This window comes from Gimesia maris (assembly GCF_008298035.1).
GTDB lineage: Bacteria > Planctomycetota > Planctomycetia > Planctomycetales > Planctomycetaceae > Gimesia > Gimesia maris.
Genome location: NZ_CP042910.1, coordinates 614,847 through 633,518, shown reverse-complemented (window position 1 = coordinate 633,518; position 18,672 = coordinate 614,847). Strand labels below are relative to the sequence as shown.

Below are 18,672 nucleotides of genomic sequence, written 5' to 3'. Positions count from 1 at the left end.
AGGTAGTTTCAGCTTCTGTATCCACTTCCTATATAACACTGACTGTCTAACTAATAGAAATTGATCGAATGTCGCGAAGCGTAGAAATTGACGGGGTAGGACTGCACCTGGGACGTGCTGATCAGACTACCAGTGACTGGATTGGTCAACACGAAGCATTAAAGCAACTCCTCGCCTGCTGGCTGGTGATCGACGAAAAAGACATGCCTCTGACGCCGCGACTGGTGGGGACGCCGGGTATTGGCAAAACGTCGCTGGCAATCGCAGGCGCGCGCACGCGAGACCAGGAGCTTTACATCTTTCAATGCACGGCTGATACCCGACCGGAAGACCTGCTCGTCACTCCCGTGCTGGCTGAGAGTGGCAAGATCGCTTACCACGCCTCTCCCCTGGTGACCGCCATGCTTCGCGGCGGCATCTGTGTGCTGGACGAAGGCAATCGTATGAACGAGAAGTCCTGGGCCAGCCTTGCACCGCTGCTGGATCATCGTCGCTACGTGGAATCGATTGTGGCCGGCGTGACCATTCCCGCGCACCCGGAATTCCGTTGTGCTGTCACCATGAATGAGGACGAATCCACTTTCGAAATTCCCGACTATATCTTGAGTCGCCTGCAGCCCAGTATCACCCTCGAACACCCCAATCGGGAAGATGAAAAGATGATCTTACATTATCATCTCCCTTTTGCGGACGAACATATGCTCGACCTGACTGTTGACTTTCTGCAGCAGTCACACAGTCTGAAGCTGGACTTCTCAAGCCGTGACGGTATCAACGTACTGCGTCTGGCTTTGAAACGTGCGGCCCAGGATAAAGATCATCCTCTCAGTAAAGATATCGTCTGGCTGGAAGCACTGAAAGCCTGCCTGGGAGAAGATGCCCTCGATCTGGAATCGCTCTCTGAAAAACGGAAACAGAACCTGGGGGGGAATATGATGCCGATGGGACTGGGAGACTTCTTCTTTGCCCCGGATAATCCGTTACACCCTGATCGTGAAGACGACGATGATGATTTCGATGATCTGGACTATGATGACGACGACGATGATCAGGATAAGTATTAGAGCGCATCTCTATTAACGAGAGCGTCTCTTGATCGATCATACTCGATCCAAATCAACCTGCAGAAGCCACTAGTAACCGGGTCCCAGTCCAGAACGTCAATATCAGACTGTAGTCATACCCGCTACGGTTTTTGTGCGGTAAGCGGCGGATCTTCAAAACTGAGGCGGATCTGAAATGGTTCAATCAGAATATTCTGATGTTTCAGATCAGGTACGACCCAGATCCGCAGACGATTACTGGTCGTGGTTTCCTGGAGAACCACATCCCCATTTCGCAGGTCAACCACCTGCAGATCAACCTGCGTTCCATCGGTTGAGGTAGTTCCTCTGATCCTGCGAATGCCAAAAGTCATCACCGGTAAATCCAGAAACTGGGAAAAATCAATTCCCTGAGCTTCCAGAGGCAGTGACCACATTAATTCTCCACTCTGCCGGTCGATGGAATAGACCATTCCGTTAAACAGGTAGGAAGTCAGGCTCAACGATCGAAACACCACCCTGTTCCTGTTAGCTTCCCCTCTTTCCCTGGCAACATAAGGCAGGCTGACAAATACCAGGTATTGACGCGAATTTCGCAGCACCAGCAGGTTAATGATCTTGGCTGCGGGCTGCCCTTTGACTTCAAATTTCTGTTCGCCTGTCATGAGATCCAGAAATGCAATCGTCCCATCCTGGTGCATCATGACCAGTTCATTATTCTGCCCCAGTGTATAAGTGGAATTCTCACTCAGCTTCTGACTCCAGACTGCCTCAGCATTTGTCAGGTCCTTCAGTTGCAGGAGTCGGCTTTGATCCGCTTCGACCGTTAATGTGAGCAGATAGCGCTCGAAAGCAAAAATGGGTGTCTCACCCTGATTCAGCTTGAACGTATTAACCAATTTCCCGTTCTGCCCACTTAACACATCATAGCGCAGCTCAGTTTGTTCCTGGCCAACCATCACAATCACATACTCGTCATCGCCATAATGCCTGCTGCTGATTCCAATGCCCTGTCGCTTCCATAAGACATTTCCCGTCTGCAGATCGGCGGCGACCAGATCAGAACCGATCTGGTAACAGATAAACTCCTCGTTGATTGTCCCGATCCGCCCTAATAATTCACGGTCCGCGTTTCGCGTAATATACTCGCGCAATACGGGTGCCACTCCCGTACGTTCAATTGAAATATAATCTCGCACACTGGGAGGACCGGACATCAGGCGCTGCTTCCATAACAGCAGCGGGTGGCCTTCCGGATCGCGATTCAAGGTATCCAGTACAAAAAATTCAGAACCAAAATTGACAACGAGATACTGCTGAAAGACACGCGCTGAAAAATAAGGCTGCTGGGGAACTTCAATTTCCGCGTTCAGCAGAGAGAATGACCATTGCTGTTGCCCCTGCCCGTCGTAGGCAAAGAGCCACTCTTTTGCCGGCCCGATTTCCAGTCGATAGTTATTGAACAATGTATTGGAAAGGCCAATGATCTCAACCGTCAGCGAAGTGTTCTGCCCTTTCTCCTGCTCCTCTCGATAAATCTGAACAGACTCTCCCTGCCATGGCGATGCCTGCTGTGACTGCGCGGATGCCAGTTGCGATTCCCACTGCTCTGCCAGCTGTGAAGCGGTTTTACCATCCAGGCATACTACGTCCGGCCAGCGCGTCCGCAGCGTTTCAATATATTCTTCAGCCTGAACATTGCGGTTTGCGGCGAGAGAAATCTCAGTCAGTTTGGCTGTCGCGAAGGCGGCCACAACTGACTGCTTCGAGGAACGAAGATGCTCCAGATTCCGCATCAGTGAGCTCTGCAAATAAGCCTGCTCTTCTTCCGGCGCAGTATCGATCTCCTGCTCCAGCCTGGCTACCAGCATGATCCGGGCCTGCTGAGTTTCAGGAAGATTCCCGCAGCAATCCAGAAATCGTTCCAGGACGGCACGATCTGCGCGTACCAGTTTTTCTGAATAATATCGCGAAAAGAATTCTGCAATCTTCTTTCGATCTTCGTCAGAGGACCGCAGTGTAAGCAGTTCCAGCTGGGCCCGGATCCAGCGGTCGGTTCGGACAAAGCCCCCCCCTTTCACCGGCTCCGACTCCAGCAGGCCTTGCAGTTCAGACAGTCTGAGATAATTCTCCAGCGCTGCCTGCAGATTTCCACGCTGCTGATAATTCACTGCCAGAATCTGGAAGAATCGCTTGCGCTGCCCCTCGTCGACCAGCAGGCGTTCCATTTTGGAAATCAGGTTCTCATTATTTGTAAAATCATGATCAAGACTTTCCAGGAAAATATCGGCATACAGCCGCCGGGCACGCAGTGTCGGTTGAACCTGAAGCGACCGATCAATGAATTTCACCGCCTGTGAGACATCCCCGGCAAACAGTTTCAATTCTCCCTTCAGCAACTGCGCCATAGCCTGGTCTTCCGGCTGTTTTGACTGGCTCGCCAGTCGAATCTGTTCTTCGATCGCGGTGACCGACCGGAAACCGACGACTTCAGACTCATTCTGCGAGACCAGCATGCCTCCTGCTGCTGCCAGGTTCCCAACCAGGGTTTCGGTATCTACTCGTGTTCTGGCGAGAACAAGTCCATCATCAAGACGAATACTCAATATTTCTCCCGTCTCAACAGGCTGGTAATAGGTATTCTTCACCACAATTCCCCGGCCGCTGGGAGCCCCGATAAGCTGTGGTTTCGGCCAGGCAAGCGAGCCATCACTCAGCTTCAACGCTTCAATCTGGTCATTTCCCACCAGCAGAATTTTCCCGTCATGAACCGCCGCAATAAACAGGTTATTTCGTCTGGGCCGTGACCAGATCAGACGCCCATCAAACAGATCCAGGCACTGCAGTGTCTGTGACTTTCTTGATTCAATGAGAACACGGTCCCCGACAATCACGGGAGAGAATTCAGCCCAGCCTTCCATATTTTCGTTGGCATCGCGGGCAAACAATGCAAACATGGAAATCTCTTTACCGCCGGTATCGACCTGCCTCCAGAGCAGCTTACGCTGATTGAGATCAATGCCGATCGTGCAACCCGAACCCGTCGGGCAGACCAGTACTCCATGTGCTGCAGAGGGACTTAATCCCATCCTGCGACGAATATGATCCAGCGGACGACGATCGGTGGTATAATCGCGGGCAATGGGATAGTCACTGCGGTACAAAGATTGTGTCCAGATGGTTTCCCCTGTTGCGGCATCCAGAACCAGGAGGCGAAATTCACGTCCTTCCTCTGCCAGACAATACAACTTCCCATCCAGGGGTAAAGGAGCCCCGAGAAAATAATGTCCCGAATAATGAATCGAATTCTGCAGTCGTGGCCCACCCAGTTCCCACACAAATTTCCCGGTATCCGCCTCAAATGCCATCAGTCGATTGAATGAGTTGGGAACCAGTACATTCTCACGGTCCAGCCTGCTGAAGTGATAAAAGCCCGCGATGAACCCCAGGTTTTCCACACAGAAGACCAGTTTTCCATCGGTACTTAAATGCCCTGCCGTGTAATCCTGCCAGCCGCGTTGGGTCAGATACTTTTCCAGAGGCGTCTGTGGCGTTCCAGAAAATTCTTCATCCATGTTCTGGGGATCTTTGAGCAATTCCTGATACAGCGCATCCGAAAGTGTGGTCTCCCAGCTTAATTTACCCGTCTTCAGGGAAACGGCTTTGAGATTGCGATGGGTTCTGAATATCACCTGATCGTGAATGACCAGGGGACTGGCCGCCGGTAAAACACCTGCAATATGCTTGCGGCGATGTTCCCCCAGTTTCTGCAGCATTTCCTCTACTGGTGGTGGGTCCTTAAGCAACTGCAGAAAAGGATCTTGAATGGTCGAGTACTGCCAGAGGGGTTTCGCAGAAGGAACCGCTAATTCCGCAGACGCGGTCCGGGCGGGACTGCCTCGGTACATGCTCCAGTTATCCTGTTCCCGCACTGCCCGCAGATCAAGCCTGCCTGTCAGTTGAGATAACCACTCTACCGGATTCTCATCTGCCGAGAACAGTGGAACTTTCGTGCCATTAGGAAACTGGTAAACACCCCCTTCTATCAAACGCGAAAGCTGCATTAATGCCTGCCGACATTTCCCCATATTACCAAGATGATACCAGGCAACAGCCAGTTTAAATGTCAGATGCGGTTCTTTTGAAATCGCCAGTTCATGCTGGGTCAGCAGCATCTCCCAGATTTGTGTCGCTGCCAGGAAATCTCCGCGTTCGAAATAGTAGCCCCCCAGAGCGTAAGCTGCTTCTGCGCCCGCCTTGGTAAAGAAATAGCGACGCACAATTTCGCGCAGAAGATAGTTATCACCCAGGTCTTCTGCCTGCTGGAGCATTTGATCGGCTGCAGGGCCATATTGCAGAGAATAAAAGCGTCGGCCGGCATCAGGAAGCGTTGCAATCAGCTGTTGTGCTGCCTCTTTCAGACTCTCATATCCATTTGCCGAATCCGTTTTCAGATAATCTTCAGGAGCATCCAGGATCGACTGTAACTCTGGTATTGCAACCGGATATTTCTGCTCATTGAGCAGTTGCTTTGCATCCTGAAAACTTTTGGAATAAAGACGACTGGTCGGAAAGAGCGCGTGGAGATCCCCCTCCATAATTCCACCAATTCCATCACCAGGCCCATCATTGCGCAAAGGCTGCGCATGGCAGCAGACATTGGAAATGAGGCTTTGAATCAGAACCAGCGCCACTACAGCAATATATTGATGGCATCTTCCAGGGAGTCGAAATGGTATTAATTGAGAAACCATAGGCAAATGCAGGAATTCCACTTTCCATAAATCTGATTTAAATAAACACAGGTCCCGGGAGTGCATCGAAACCAGCGGTCCCACTTGAATAATCCAGCAGCGTTAATGAATCATCAATCTTGTATCAGCAATGACTTCACTGATTTCATCCGGCTTCAACTGCCCTGCCTGCCAGGCCCGGTTTGCTTTAACAACACCTTCCCACATCATCACATTCAGACTGGCATCCTGCTTGATATTGTAACCCAGGGGCCCTGCTGTTCCTTCAAAAACAGTGAATGGGATATGAGCAATCTGGTTTTTACTGGCGATCTTCTCCAGTTCCGTTTTTACTTCAGCGGGGGTATCGGTCAGCATCACAACAAACGCTGCCAGTTTCTCATCCTGATGTGCGGCGACTTCCGAATCGATTTTTTGAATCAACGCTGTCGTCGGCTCATCAAGTTCTCTGACAAAAATTCCCACCACAGGCCGCTCCCCATACAGGCAGCGATAACACAACGTTTTTCCTTTATTCGGCCCGGTCACATCGGCCACTTCAAAGGGCATGGGAATCGCGCCGATCTCCATCCCCGACTGATAAGTCACCCGTTCGGTCTGATCCTGATCTGCATCACTCTCAGAACCTTCTACTCCGGAAATTTCTGCCGCAGAGGATTCTGACTCTTGATCAGCAACACCGGTCAGCGATTGAGGCGTTTGTCCCGATGTTCCACATCCTGTCACAAACACGACGCTCCCCAGGGAAACACACATGACAGCCAATAGAATTCTGGTGGCACGGACAGCATGCACTGCTCAACTCCCCCCTCAATAACGATAAGAACTACCTCACCCGCAGCATCAATTGTACGCCGCCAGTACATTGGCTGTCGAGTACGAAAGATGCTTTTTGCGGATGAGCCGTCAGCCTGATTCAGAGATTTTCCACGGAAGAATCAGGCAAATCCGTAATTACGATTTCAGCTGGTTCACCACTTCCAAAATCGCTTTACTGTCGTCAGCGGCTTTGACTTTGGTATTTTTCATCACAACCTTGCCATTTTTGTCGATCACAAAAGTCCAGCGTGCTGCTGTCACACCGCGGGTTAAGGTTTCTTCCTTGCCATCGATGGTGCGTTTGATAGAACCGCCTGCCTTCAGAGGCACACCAAATTTTTTGGCAACGCCGCCGTCTTCATCAGCCAGTAGAGTGAAATTCAAATCATGTTCTTTTTTGAAGAGTTGATGATTGCGAACGGAATCGCCACTGACGCCGATCACTTCCACATTTTCTCCCTGCAGCTTTTTCATATCATCGCGAAAGCCGCACGCCTGCTTGGTACAACCACCCGTTAAATCAGCAGGGTAGAAATACACGACCAGTACTTTTTTGCCGACATAGTCGGTTGATTTCCAGCCTTTACCCTGGTCATCCTTCGCAGTAAAAGCAGGTGCATTGTCACCCACTTCGAGTTTGCCCGGCGGTGCATTTAACTGACCCGACGCACTTGCACTCAGGCCGCACATACAGGCAATACTCAACATCGAAGCGAGGATTTCACGATACGAAAATGTCATGTCTTTCACCTTGTCTAAAAAGTATAAAATCATGTTTTGTTAACGGTACTCTTGATTCTTATTTAACATTTAACGCGGAAACGTTTTTCGAGTCATCAACCGGAATACGCGAATCGGTTCCAAATGCCGTCAGCCTGCGAGGCTGGGCGACGAGTAACTGATTCCCGGCGATCACTAAATTACCGCCTGACTCCCCATAATGTTTCCGTAGAGATATTTTTTGTTTCAGGTAACCCTGTTCCGTATGAACGACAAGAATCTCCTCTCTTAAAGGCCAGTAGATATACTGGCCGGCCAGGATTCCTCTGCCATAGCCGAAACCTTCAGGATCGTGATAACCGGTTTTCCAGTTAATCCTGCCGGTCGCTCGATCCAGCCCAAACAGTCTGTTGCCACTGACGACCAGGGTGGACGGCGTCACCCCCAGAAGATTTCGTATCTGTTCCGGCCATTCCCGCTGCCAGAGCAGCAATCCGGATTCCGCATCGAACGCCATCAGCTGCGACGAATCCTGGGGGGCAGCAAACAGTATCCCGCGATCATATAGACAGGGAACCAGTCCTGTTTTCATGTGATTGCTCATCTCATCCCGGTCTGTCTTATCCTCGGAGGAATAGGTTACCAGCCAGTTCAACTTTCCATCAACGGTATCCAGAGAGGCAATGGCCCCCATATCCGTCGACAGGTAGAGATGATCTTCTCCCAGGGTCAGCAGCAGGTGGCTGATATAATTGACGCCTTCCTCAATACTTCTTAAGGCCAGGCAGACTTTCTGATTCCAGATCATTTCGCCCGTGTCTGCAGAAAAGCAGGCCACATTCGTCTGTACTTCGGGAAACCCTCGATGCAATACGACATACAGTCTGTTGCCTGAGACCACCGGTGCCCCTTCAAAAGACCAGACAAAATTTTGCTCTCGCAGCTGGGCCGATGAGATCTTCCATAACAGCTTTCCCTGGCCCTGATTGAGATCCAGACAGACCAGATCAGAAAACAGCCCCAGCCGTTCGTCTTTGGCAACGGAGGTGACCGGCGATCCCATCCGGGCATACAGGCGACCTCCGGCTATCGTCGATGTATAGCGGGGCACGCCGACCACGGGTCGAAAAGGGAGCCGGGCCACGAGATGACTGTCAGAAGGATAGAGTATCGGACTGGACTCCTGCCCCTGGGACCAGGCAGGTAACCCCGTTTTCCAGTTTAAGCCATAGATGCGCTCGGCGTCATTGAAGAAAACATGTTCCTGATGAACCACGGGAAACAGTCCCGGGGGGACGCGTAATCCAAATGCCGGTTTCGCTGTAAATTCCTGACTCCAGACCATCGGCACGGGAAATCTCCAGGCAATCGCACCTATGTCAGGCTGTTGCGCTGCTTTGAAATTCCGCGACTGATGTCCGGCAAATGTTTTGATCTCTCCCTGATTGGCAGGTAGCGAAACCTGGCTGTGATCAGCCAGAATCTCAGCCAGCAAGGCTGACAGATTCCCCTCTTTTCCTGCAAGCTTTCCGTCTGTCTCCGGAAACTTTTTGCGGAACTGACGATATTCAAAGTCAGCCTGGCTGAAATTCCCTTCAAAAAAACTGACCAGAATCAGGCGGGCCAGAATTTCAGGAACCGGTAAATCCGTATCAGGATAATGAAATAATCCGGCGTCATAGACGGGGGAATCAGAAGCAGTTCGCGGAATCAGCTTACGCCAGCAGGACCGTGCTTCCGCCAGTTGACCCTGCTCCCACGCCAGCTCTCCCAGTAGATTCAGAGCATCATCCCCGTAACTGCTCATCAATGCCTGTTCGGCGATGTTGACCAGGGGTTGCTCACTCGAATTGGCCAGCGCTTCTTCATACCAGCGTTTGGCGCGGGGATCTACTTTCTCCCGGTAAATGGCGATCGCTTCAGGAGGAAATCCTGCCAGCAGATTCTGACAATATTCCGAGACCCGCAGATATCTGCCAGCAGATTCAGGATACAACGAGTCGCCATACTCATCCGAAATCTGAATCAGAATTTTGACTGCATCTTCCCATTGCTGTTCAGACAGATAATCCCGTACGGAACCCATTTTCTTGAGCACCGTATTATTCACGTCCAGTGAAACAGACTCTCGAAAGCGAGACGTTTTGACCTGCGGCTCCGGTTGCGCCCGTCCGATTTCAGTTGAGAAACTGAACACTCCCCATACGAAAAGAGCGATGCAACCGCGAAGTATCTGCATGGTCCTGAATTCCTCACCATTTTCAAAAACGGTTTACAGGCACTAAAAAGGACACGCCCTGGTGGACGTGTCCGTATCTAATATCTCTGTCATGCAGAGAGGGCTTATTTATCTTTAAATTGAGCGGGACTGAATTTGACTTCACCCATGTCAACGGTTTCACCCGGCTTGATATTCACTGTAAATTTGCGATCCAGGTAACCTGTTTTTTCCTGCCAGAGATAAAAAGTGTTTCTACCTGCAGGCAGGTTTTCAATCGTAAATTTTCCATCTTTATCAGAGACGACAGCATAAGGATGGTCCAGAACCAACCAGTAGGCCGTCATCCAGGGATGGATGTCACATTTCACCTGCATCGGCAGAATTTCGGAAATGACGTTTTCGACTTCTTTTCCTTCACGATCATTGGGAGCCAGAATAAAATTCACCGCCTGATTTTTGAGCGGAAAGGTATGAGTATTGTGGGCAACTGGATCACCTGACTTAACAATGACTTTCTGATCGGTCCGCACAAACAATGCATGTGGCTCGAAAGTACAGCCCTGCTGATCAAAGACAAGTGTCTTCTTTTTAGATTCTTTCAAATCAGGATGTACATTTTTAGCCCGTCTCATGTACATGAAGATATTCGCAATCCCCTTGTTGTCCGGATTGACGACCAGATCGTTATTGAGATGCTCCATGGCAGCACAGACTGTGGGATCTTTGACGTTAGGATCACCTTTTTCCCGCTGCACGACAGGCTTGGGAGCTTCACCATCATAGACAAACCGGCCTGTGACCGATCCCCATTCTGCTGCCGAGACTGACACAGGTGAGAGGAAACTGAATCCAGAAATCAGGAGAGCAGTGATTAATATCTGGTTGAGATTCAACTTTCGCATAATTAAAATACCTCGTCTATTTGAATATGATTGATCAGACCATCGTGGGGAAGGAGTACGGAAACCCTGATTGACGCTGTTGCTTCAAACCGGGAAAGCCGCACTGTAGGAAGGTAACAAGCCAGGCGAGATCCGTATTCTCTACAAAACACCCGCTTTGTGTGAATGTCATCTCTACTCAGGATGACACAACAAACTACCAAAATCAAGTATCTATGAAACAGGATTACGTCAATTTTTGGGATCAAAGCGGACCAAAATACGGAATCTATCGTGAATTGTTGCAGTAAATCCAGCACAGGCAACCATTCAAAACCTCGCATACCCGATTTTGAGGGACATTTAATCTACAAGCCCCTGTAATATCTGTTCGAGAAACGCGCTCCCCTCCCGCAATTCAACACCGATTTCGACCCCCCAGACCGGAACACCGCAAAACATAAGTTCACTTAACTTAACCAGATCCTTGCAGGTCGTTAGAATCAGATCGACATCGGCTTCTTTGGCCTGGACCCCGATCTCCTGCACATCATCACTGGAGTAATGATGATGGTCCGCGAACACCTGGAGCCCTGCCACTTCAAATCCAGACTGCTCCAGTGTGCGTCGAAAACCAGCAGGATTTCCAATCGCGCAAAATCCCCAGACCCGCTTCCCCTTGACCGATTCCAGCGACAGGGTTTCATCAGCCACATTGATCAAAGCGTGGGGCTGAAACGTGGCAGTCGCCATTCGATCTGCGGGAACCAGCTTGATTAATTCCTGCTGCAACTGCGCAAGTTCTGTCGCAGAACATTGATCGACTCGTGTCAGGATTACGAAGTCCGCTCGCTTGAGTGACGATTTCGGTTCGCGCATTAATCCCCGGGGGAGTAGACCGCCATGCCCCCAGGGGCAGACAGCGTCGATCAAAACCAGATCGACAGTTCGATCCAGCTTTCGATGCTGGAACCCGTCATCCAGTATCAGTACCTGGGCCCCATCCCGGATGGCCTTTTCAGCCGAAGCACAACGGTCCGGATTCTGATAATGAGGCACGCCGGGACACAGTCGGTCCAGCAACAGTTTCTCATCATTCACTTCACCAGGTAACGCCCGGTAGCCTCGACTCAGCAGTGCCACCTGCTTCTGATGGTTTTGAAACCACTGTGTGAGCCAGGCGACAAATGGAGTCTTTCCTGTCCCTCCCGTCGTCAGATTCCCCAGACTGACCACGGGAACCTCAACCGTTCTGACACTTCGAAGTCGGCGGTCAAACATCCAGTTGCGAACACCGACACCACCTCGATACAGCAGACTCAGAAATCGCAGGCCGGGTTGATACAGCAGACGGGCGCGCCAGTCCTGTCTCTGACCGGAGATGATTCTCAGATATTCCACTTCGTCCACGAATCAGCCTGCCTGCAAACACTACAGCATGAAATGAGTCGGCGGTGACATTACAAAGAACACGCCCTGTTCAGAACATGATAGCCGAGTCGTTTCCGTCTGGCTAATCAGCAGCCAGACTTAGTGACACAATCAACTACCTTGCTCTCAACAGGGCGCGGTTTCAGTCGAATTACCCAACCGTTTCTGAAGAGGAAAAAGTATACTCTTAGAAATGGTTACTTTCTCATTGGGGAACCGACTGACCTGATTCGTACTTCTTGTAGCTCAATTCAACAATGCGTCCCATAATCAGTCTGACACGCTGTGTTTGCGGAACTCGACCCGTTTCAGGAAAAATCGCATACACCTGGTAGACATGCGGAATGCCTGGTATCAAAGGCCGCTTGGTCACGAATTCCCAGATGTCATCGTTGGCAGGGTCCCGATAGCCGATCATCTCATCCCGTTGACGATTTAAAGCGACCACCCGAATATCGGTTGCGCCCGGTGCATAGACATCCAGTCCGGCATCCCGAGGATGACCTTCCGGACCATCTGCAGGCATCATCCTGGTCGGACGCATATAAGCAGTCCCCATCGTACCCGGATAGTGCAGAATCCGCGGGCGCATCGGCGCCGCCTGCATCGGCATGGGTTGCAAACCTAACTGCGGCGACACACCACCGGCTGGCATCCCATCAAAATCAGCAACACCACTTCCAGACTGGCACGACTGGCAACCGCCGCGCGAACTGTTTCCCATACCATAGACGGCTCCCTGATAATAATGATCGACTAAAGATCCACCGCCACAGGAACTTCCCCCGCAGCCGGAATTACATTTATGTTTATGGCCCAGCTTCCAGGGACTGCAGCACTTTCCGGAATGAAACAGTGACAGCCCGCCTCCTTTACAATGACCATGTCCGCATTTATGTCCAGCCTCCAGCTGGCCTGGTATCGCCAGACAGCTCATACCCAGAACAAACATTCCGGTCAGAACTGCCCTGGCAGTGAATTTATTTATCATATTAACCCGTTGCTCCCTGAAATAATGAGACCGAACTGATGTTCCTGATATCACTGTGCGTCCAGCGATGCTCTCATCAACAATATCCCGGTAATCTTAAGCACTCTATTTTTGTGTGAAACGAACCAGCAGATTTTCCATTGAAAACCCAACCAGTCTGATAATGAAAGAGATCCTGTCTTCCTTATCATTCACCAGGCAAACACAGTTGTCTGGTGATCAGCTTTGTGTATTTGTCAGAATGCTTTCCTGGGAAAGACACTCTCAGCCAAAGCGTATCACGCGCCCTTGAAGCGGTCGGACAGAAATCGCAGAAAGCAACAGAATGCCGAATGGAGTTGAACAGCTCGCAGAGTCCTGACGAACTGGAAAAATATCCACATCAGTGCGCCTGGACAAGCATGTCAAACTCTGGCGATTATCTCTGGCAAAACAATCCGATTGAATAAAGCTTCACCAGTTATAGTGAATAATTCAGGTACACTCAGTATTCCCTCAAACCCAGTTACAGAAACTGGTTGCGACATCATGATGAACACAGTCAGACCGATGAGAACGGGTTGGTTTACACCGTATAATCCGTTGAGGGATAGCTGGAGTGACCAGAATGAGACAACATTGACTTTTCAACTAATGAGAACTAAATTGCCATCACCAAAGTGTCGATGCCGACTGATGTATTTGTCACACAAGCCAGTATATCTGATGTTCTGAATATCAAATTTGATCTCGGGCACATAAAATCAGTATAATGCTGGCGATCTGATCCAGGCTTGATAAGCGATTGCATTTTCTGCGCTTCTGAAATTTGCAAACGTTTTTGATAGCCCGATTTTACAAGTAGTGTGAAACGTCTCTGTGAATGGATTCTGCACTAGACGATGTAAAGTGGTGTGCTGAAAGTCGGTAAACGTTCCTACCAAATTAACCAATCTCAGTGCCTCGACTTAATTAATACATCGAAGTTAATTCTTTTTTTGCAGAAGTGAGATTCAATAATGTTAAGTAAGAGCAGTTTCCGATTTGGTTTTTTGAGTGCCTGTCTGTTTATGTTGAGTACCTCGAGTTCATTCGGTCAGGAATGGGCTCAGAAGATGTTCGACAAAGACAAGATCGACTTCGGGGTCATTGCCCGGGGGTCAGATGCTCAATACCGTCTGAAAATCAAAAATATTTATCCCAGCCCCGTGCACATTTCCAATGTCCGCACAACCTGTGGCTGTTCCGCCGCCGAACCTTCCAAGAACATTCTGGAAAGTGGCGAAGAAGGTTATATTCAGGTCAAAATGGATACCGCACGTTTTCAACGACGTAAAGATTCCAACGTGATCATCACCATCGACGCACCACAGTATGCAGAAATTCGAATTCCGATCACGGCCTACATCAGAACTGATGTTGTCTTCACACCGGGCTCCGCCAACTTCGGTTCAGTCGAAGTCGGTAAAGGTGCAGAAACCACAGTGGCACTCGCTTATGCCGGCCGCGATGACTGGGCGATCACCGGGATTCAATCCAAAGATCCGTCACTCACCGTCAAAGCCGTTGAAACAGCCCGCGGTGGTGGACGTGTCAACTACAATCTGATTCTCACCCTGGCTCCCAATACACCGCTGGGACCAATCCGCGAACAGATCATGCTGAAAACCAACGATGTCAATTTCACGACAGTGCCTCTGCTGGTTGAAGCAAAAGTGGAATCAGACATCACAATCACACCTGAAGTGGTTTCACTGGGAATGATGGTTCCCGGTCAGGAAAAAACCGTGAACGTGGTACTGCGTGGTAAAAAACCTTTCGAGATCAATAAAATTGAATGCGAGTCAAACGACGAAGCTTTCAAAATCCGAATGCCTAAAACAACACAGCCCATTCACGTTTTACCGCTGACAATTGTTCCACCGAACAAACCGGGTGACTACTCAGAAGAATTCACCGTCACCATCGCGGGCCGGGGTGAACCAATCACCTTTAAAGCCTTTGGTAAGATTTCTGAAACGAAAACCAATTAAGATTTGAAATGATTTTTCATTGCGAGAAAAGGGCGTTCTTCGGAGCGTCCTTTTTTTATTCGACACTCTCATCAACGGGTTCATTCAATCGATCCAGTACAATCTCCAGCATCAAGGGATGCAAACCCAGATGCGCACAGAGACGAAACCTGACTTCGGGATACGCCTGGCTGAATTGATTCCGAAATTCTTCCAGGTCATTTTGAACATGCACCCCGGCAGAGAGAAAATAGGGTAACATAAACACTTCAGCAGCGCCTGCCTGCACGCAGCGGGCGGCGCCCTCAGGAATCGCAGGCTCGGCCAGTTCAAGATAGGCATATTCAACAACCCCAAATTCGCAGCGTTCGCGTAACATTGCCGCCAGTTTCACCAGATCCTGGTTTGCTTCGTCTCGCCGACTGCCGTGGGCTATCAACAGAATCGCCTTCGTTCTTGCATCAGACATGGATTCAACCATAATGGAAAGAAGTAAATTAAAACGCATCACATTTAATCATAGCGTCTCTCAATTTATAATACTCGGCCCTAATCGCCTTGGAGACACTACTGTAAAACCCGACACAATCTAAGCGCACAAAATTATTCCTGAGATTATAGACTTCTACCTCACATCAGACACTGTACAAGTAACTCTTGTTTCCATAAACAGAACTTCTCGAATCAGCGGCCACTGATTCATTCCAACATCGAGCAACGACCTTGAACACGCACGAACATGAATCCGCCCCGGACAGATTAGGCGAGTATCTGATCGGGAAAAAAATCGGCGCCGGCGGAATGGGTTCGGTCTACCTGGCAACAAACATCCACACCGATCAACAGGTAGCCATCAAAATTCTCCCCGGTGCTCTGGCACGCGAGCCTGGCTTTGTTGAACGGTTTCATCGTGAAATCGAAGCATTGAAAAAAATGCATAATCAGTATGTCATTGAGTTCTACGACAGCGGCGTGGAAAACGACATCTACTATTATGTCATGGAATACGTCGAAGGCGAAACGTTAACCAATCGCCTCCGACGCGAAAAACGCATCGACTGGAAAACCGTCGTTAACATCTCAATCCAGATCTGTTCCGCTCTGAAAGCCTCACATGACGCCGGCATTATTCACCGGGACCTGAAACCTTCCAACCTGATTCTGAAAGACGATGACACCGTCAAACTGGCTGACTTTGGTGTCGCTCAATTATTCGCGACCGAAAAACTCACCGTCACCGGGGGAATTATCGGTACTGCAGAGTACATGTCTCCAGAACAGGCAGAAGGCAAACGCGTTACCAGGCAAAGCGATTTGTATTCCCTGGGTGCGGTGATGTATGTCATGCTCACCGGCAGACCTCCCTTCAGTGGAAAAACCATGTTGGCCATCATTCAGAAACAGATGTACGGCCAGTTTGATAAGCCAGGTAGATACGTGGACGATCTCCCCATCTGGCTTGAAGAAATTGTCTGTAAACTGCTTGAAAAAGATCCCCAGAAACGATTTCCGGATGCCTATGTTCTTTCCCGCCGCCTGCAGGAAGTTCTCAACAAATATGAAATGTCGACCTCTGACGATACCTACGCACTTTCAGGAACCGGTGATCCCTCAGTGACGCCGACCCTCGTCCAATCCGCATCAGAACCCCAGGCCGGTGCGGGAACTTTAATGCAGGGCCTGATGCGGGCGCAGCTTGAATCAGAAAGTACCGGCTCAAAACTGAGTCAGATCTTCGACAATACTTACTTCCTGCTGGGTATGCTGGCCATCCTGATTGCCGGTGGATACTTCTGGTTTCAGGAGAGAGAACTGACACCTCAGGAAATGTTTTCACAGGGTCGGCAAATCTTGCAGCAACCCGAAAACCCGGAATGGTATACGGCACGTGATAAATTTTTGTTGCCTCTCCTGGATACAGACCCGGAGCGATGGGAGGAAGATGTCCAGCCACTTCTGGAAAGAATCAAGGTATATGAAATTCGCTCACGGGCAGGTATGACTGCCAAACGCAGATCACGTACCGGCCCGCAAAATGAAGCCCAGAGGTTTATGCTGCTCTCACAACATTACCTCGAAACAGGCAATCTGGCACAGGCAGAGGTCATACTCACTGCCCTGGTTGATATTCTTAACGAAAACCCAAATGACACTGATAATACCAAACAGGACGAAATGCGAGATCTCGCCCGGCAGATGCTGAATGAACTGCAAAATGATTCTTCACGCACCGCGGAACGATTTATCATGCTGACACAATCCATGGCAAATGCCGATGCACTCGTCAACGAAAAGAAATTTGACGAAGCGGCCCGTGTCTGGAAGGCACTGATCGTACTCTACGAACACGACCAGGCAGAGGTCGCCAGAGACATGGTCCGGAAAGCCAGACAAAAACTTGAGACGCTGCCCGAACTGAAACAGGCAGCACAAACTGAAACAGACTCTCAGAAAGAGAACACCAATAATGACTGAAGAACTCGACTTGAAAAAGTATATTCGTGAAATCCCTGATTTTCCCAAACCGGGAATTCTGTTTCGAGACATTACGCCTCTCCTCGCTGAACCAAAAGCCTTTCAGGAAGTCATTGACCGCCTGACTGCTTACTATCGTGATAAACAGATCACGGCGGTACTCGCCGCTGAAGCACGTGGTTTTATCTTCGCAGCCCCCCTGGCACTTGCGTTAGGCGCCCGGTTCATCCCCATTCGCAAGCCGGGAAAGCTTCCCTTTGAAACCAAAGCCTTTCATTACGAACTGGAATACGGGTCCGATTCGCTGGAGATGCATACCGATTCCATTCACTCCGATGACCGGGTATTAATCGTAGATGACCTGCTGGCGACCGGAGGAACCATCGCCGCCTGTATCGAGCTCACAAAACACTCACAGGCAGAAGTCGTCAGTTGTGCCTTTCTGATCGAACTCGCCTTCCTCAATGGAAGGGAAAAAATGAATGGCTGTGATGTTTACTCACTCATTCATTATGCCGCAGAATAGATCAGGGAACCCAGATTGCAGCCGGCGTTCCTGCCGGCACACGCTGTTCGATACGCCGTGCTTTGATACGAACATAGGGTGCAACAAACCGGCCTCGATGACGAAAATGCCCCACAGGTGCATTGGGATCTGCACGCACCGGCTCGCGCAGATCTTCAATCACGAATCCCTGACGACATAACCCGCCGACCAGTTGATCCCAGCGGTGCAGGTATTCGGTCGCGCCGTCCTCCCGGTAAGAGCGGTCATCTGTTTTCGGCAGCGCGCCCTGCTGATAATACTCCAGACCCACCACATAGTCATTCTGTTGATTGCGACTGGTAATCTGCAGACTCGTGGGGGTTTTATGCTGGCTGATATAAAGTCCTCCCGGACGAAGCACGCGCGCCACTTCCCGGTAAACGGCTTCCACATCGGGAACGTAACACGTGCTCACAGGCTGATGAACAATATCAAATTGCGCATCCCGCAAATCAGAAAGATCATCCATCGATGTTTCAACAATTTTCACCTGCAAACCGCGCCTGCGGGCTTCCTGTTCATCCAACTGCAGCATTTTGTTACTCAGATCGACGACAGTGACCTGCGCCCCGGCTGAGGCATAGAGTATCGACTGCCAGCCCCCTCCGGATGCCAGGCAGAGCACATGCTGGCCCGTGACGGATTCAGGCAGCCAGCCGCGTGAATCCAGTGTCTGCAAGGGAGAGTGGCACTCTTCATCGGTCGCAACCTTGGTAAACTGGCTGCGCACTTCCGCCAGTCGATTCCAGGCAGCACGATTATGGGACAGGTGGGACATGCGGGAGTCTCGATTTCAGAT

Annotated in this window: 13 protein-coding genes; 4 read left to right on the top strand and 9 right to left on the bottom strand. The window is 50.2% G+C overall.

All coding sequences use genetic code 11. From position 1 onward, the window contains the following. The first annotated feature begins 68 nt into the window (after positions 1 to 68). On the top strand, positions 69 to 1,064 hold the full coding sequence (locus GmarT_RS02345) for an AAA family ATPase (RefSeq protein ID WP_002649244.1): 996 nt from the start codon (positions 69 to 71) through the stop codon (positions 1,062 to 1,064). Between the two features lie 122 nt (positions 1,065 to 1,186). Here the strand turns inward: GmarT_RS02345 and GmarT_RS02340 are convergent, their stop codons facing one another. From GmarT_RS02340 to GmarT_RS02310, 7 genes are all read right to left on the bottom strand, one after another. Beyond that, positions 1,187 to 5,797: an outer membrane protein assembly factor BamB family protein gene (locus tag GmarT_RS02340; protein WP_187782334.1), complete on the bottom strand. Its 4,611-nt coding sequence runs from the start codon at positions 5,795 to 5,797 to the stop codon at positions 1,187 to 1,189. 102 nt (positions 5,798 to 5,899) lie between these two features. Beyond that, a complete protein-coding gene (locus tag GmarT_RS02335) occupies positions 5,900 to 6,592 on the bottom strand; it encodes a hypothetical protein (RefSeq protein ID WP_149302414.1) in 693 nt (230 codons plus the stop codon). Between the two features lie 159 nt (positions 6,593 to 6,751). Beyond that, positions 6,752 to 7,357, bottom strand: a complete 606-nt coding sequence (locus tag GmarT_RS02330) for a peroxiredoxin (protein ID WP_230682381.1) — start codon at positions 7,355 to 7,357, stop codon at positions 6,752 to 6,754. 58 nt (positions 7,358 to 7,415) lie between these two features. Further along, complete coding sequence (locus GmarT_RS02325; protein ID WP_149302413.1) at positions 7,416 to 9,575, bottom strand: outer membrane protein assembly factor BamB family protein; 2,160 nt, start codon at positions 9,573 to 9,575, stop codon at positions 7,416 to 7,418. A gap of 104 nt (positions 9,576 to 9,679) precedes the next feature. Further along, on the bottom strand, positions 9,680 to 10,459 hold the full coding sequence (locus tag GmarT_RS02320) for a hypothetical protein (protein ID WP_002649250.1): 780 nt from the start codon (positions 10,457 to 10,459) through the stop codon (positions 9,680 to 9,682). 342 nt (positions 10,460 to 10,801) lie between these two features. Beyond that, positions 10,802 to 11,848: a tetraacyldisaccharide 4'-kinase gene (gene lpxK / locus GmarT_RS02315; protein ID WP_002649251.1), complete on the bottom strand. Its 1,047-nt coding sequence runs from the start codon at positions 11,846 to 11,848 to the stop codon at positions 10,802 to 10,804. Between the two features lie 226 nt (positions 11,849 to 12,074). Continuing rightward, complete coding sequence (locus tag GmarT_RS02310; protein ID WP_149302412.1) at positions 12,075 to 12,860, bottom strand: hypothetical protein; 786 nt, start codon at positions 12,858 to 12,860, stop codon at positions 12,075 to 12,077. A gap of 998 nt (positions 12,861 to 13,858) precedes the next feature. On the opposite strand from GmarT_RS02310, the gene GmarT_RS02305 reads away from it, so the two are divergent. Further along, positions 13,859 to 14,872, top strand: coding sequence for a DUF1573 domain-containing protein (locus GmarT_RS02305; RefSeq protein WP_002647250.1), 1,014 nt, complete (start codon positions 13,859 to 13,861; stop codon positions 14,870 to 14,872). Between the two features lie 55 nt (positions 14,873 to 14,927). On the opposite strand, the gene GmarT_RS02300 is transcribed toward GmarT_RS02305, so the two are convergent. Further along, on the bottom strand, positions 14,928 to 15,332 hold the full coding sequence (locus GmarT_RS02300; protein ID WP_002647251.1) for a sirohydrochlorin chelatase: 405 nt from the start codon (positions 15,330 to 15,332) through the stop codon (positions 14,928 to 14,930). Between the two features lie 242 nt (positions 15,333 to 15,574). On the opposite strand from GmarT_RS02300, the gene GmarT_RS02295 reads away from it, so the two are divergent. Together GmarT_RS02295 and GmarT_RS02290 are read left to right on the top strand one after the other, a co-directional pair. Further along, positions 15,575 to 17,326: a serine/threonine protein kinase gene (locus GmarT_RS02295; RefSeq protein WP_002647252.1), complete on the top strand. Its 1,752-nt coding sequence runs from the start codon at positions 15,575 to 15,577 to the stop codon at positions 17,324 to 17,326. Continuing rightward, entirely contained in the window at positions 17,319 to 17,852 is a 534-nt protein-coding gene (locus GmarT_RS02290; protein ID WP_002647253.1) for an adenine phosphoribosyltransferase, read from the top strand. Before GmarT_RS02295 ends, GmarT_RS02290 begins: the two co-directional genes overlap by 8 nt. A 1-nt stretch (position 17,853) precedes the next feature. Here the strand turns inward: GmarT_RS02290 and GmarT_RS02285 are convergent, their stop codons facing one another. Next, a complete protein-coding gene (locus GmarT_RS02285) occupies positions 17,854 to 18,651 on the bottom strand; it encodes a class I SAM-dependent methyltransferase (RefSeq protein ID WP_002647254.1) in 798 nt (265 codons plus the stop codon). Positions 18,652 to 18,672 lie beyond the last annotated feature (21 nt).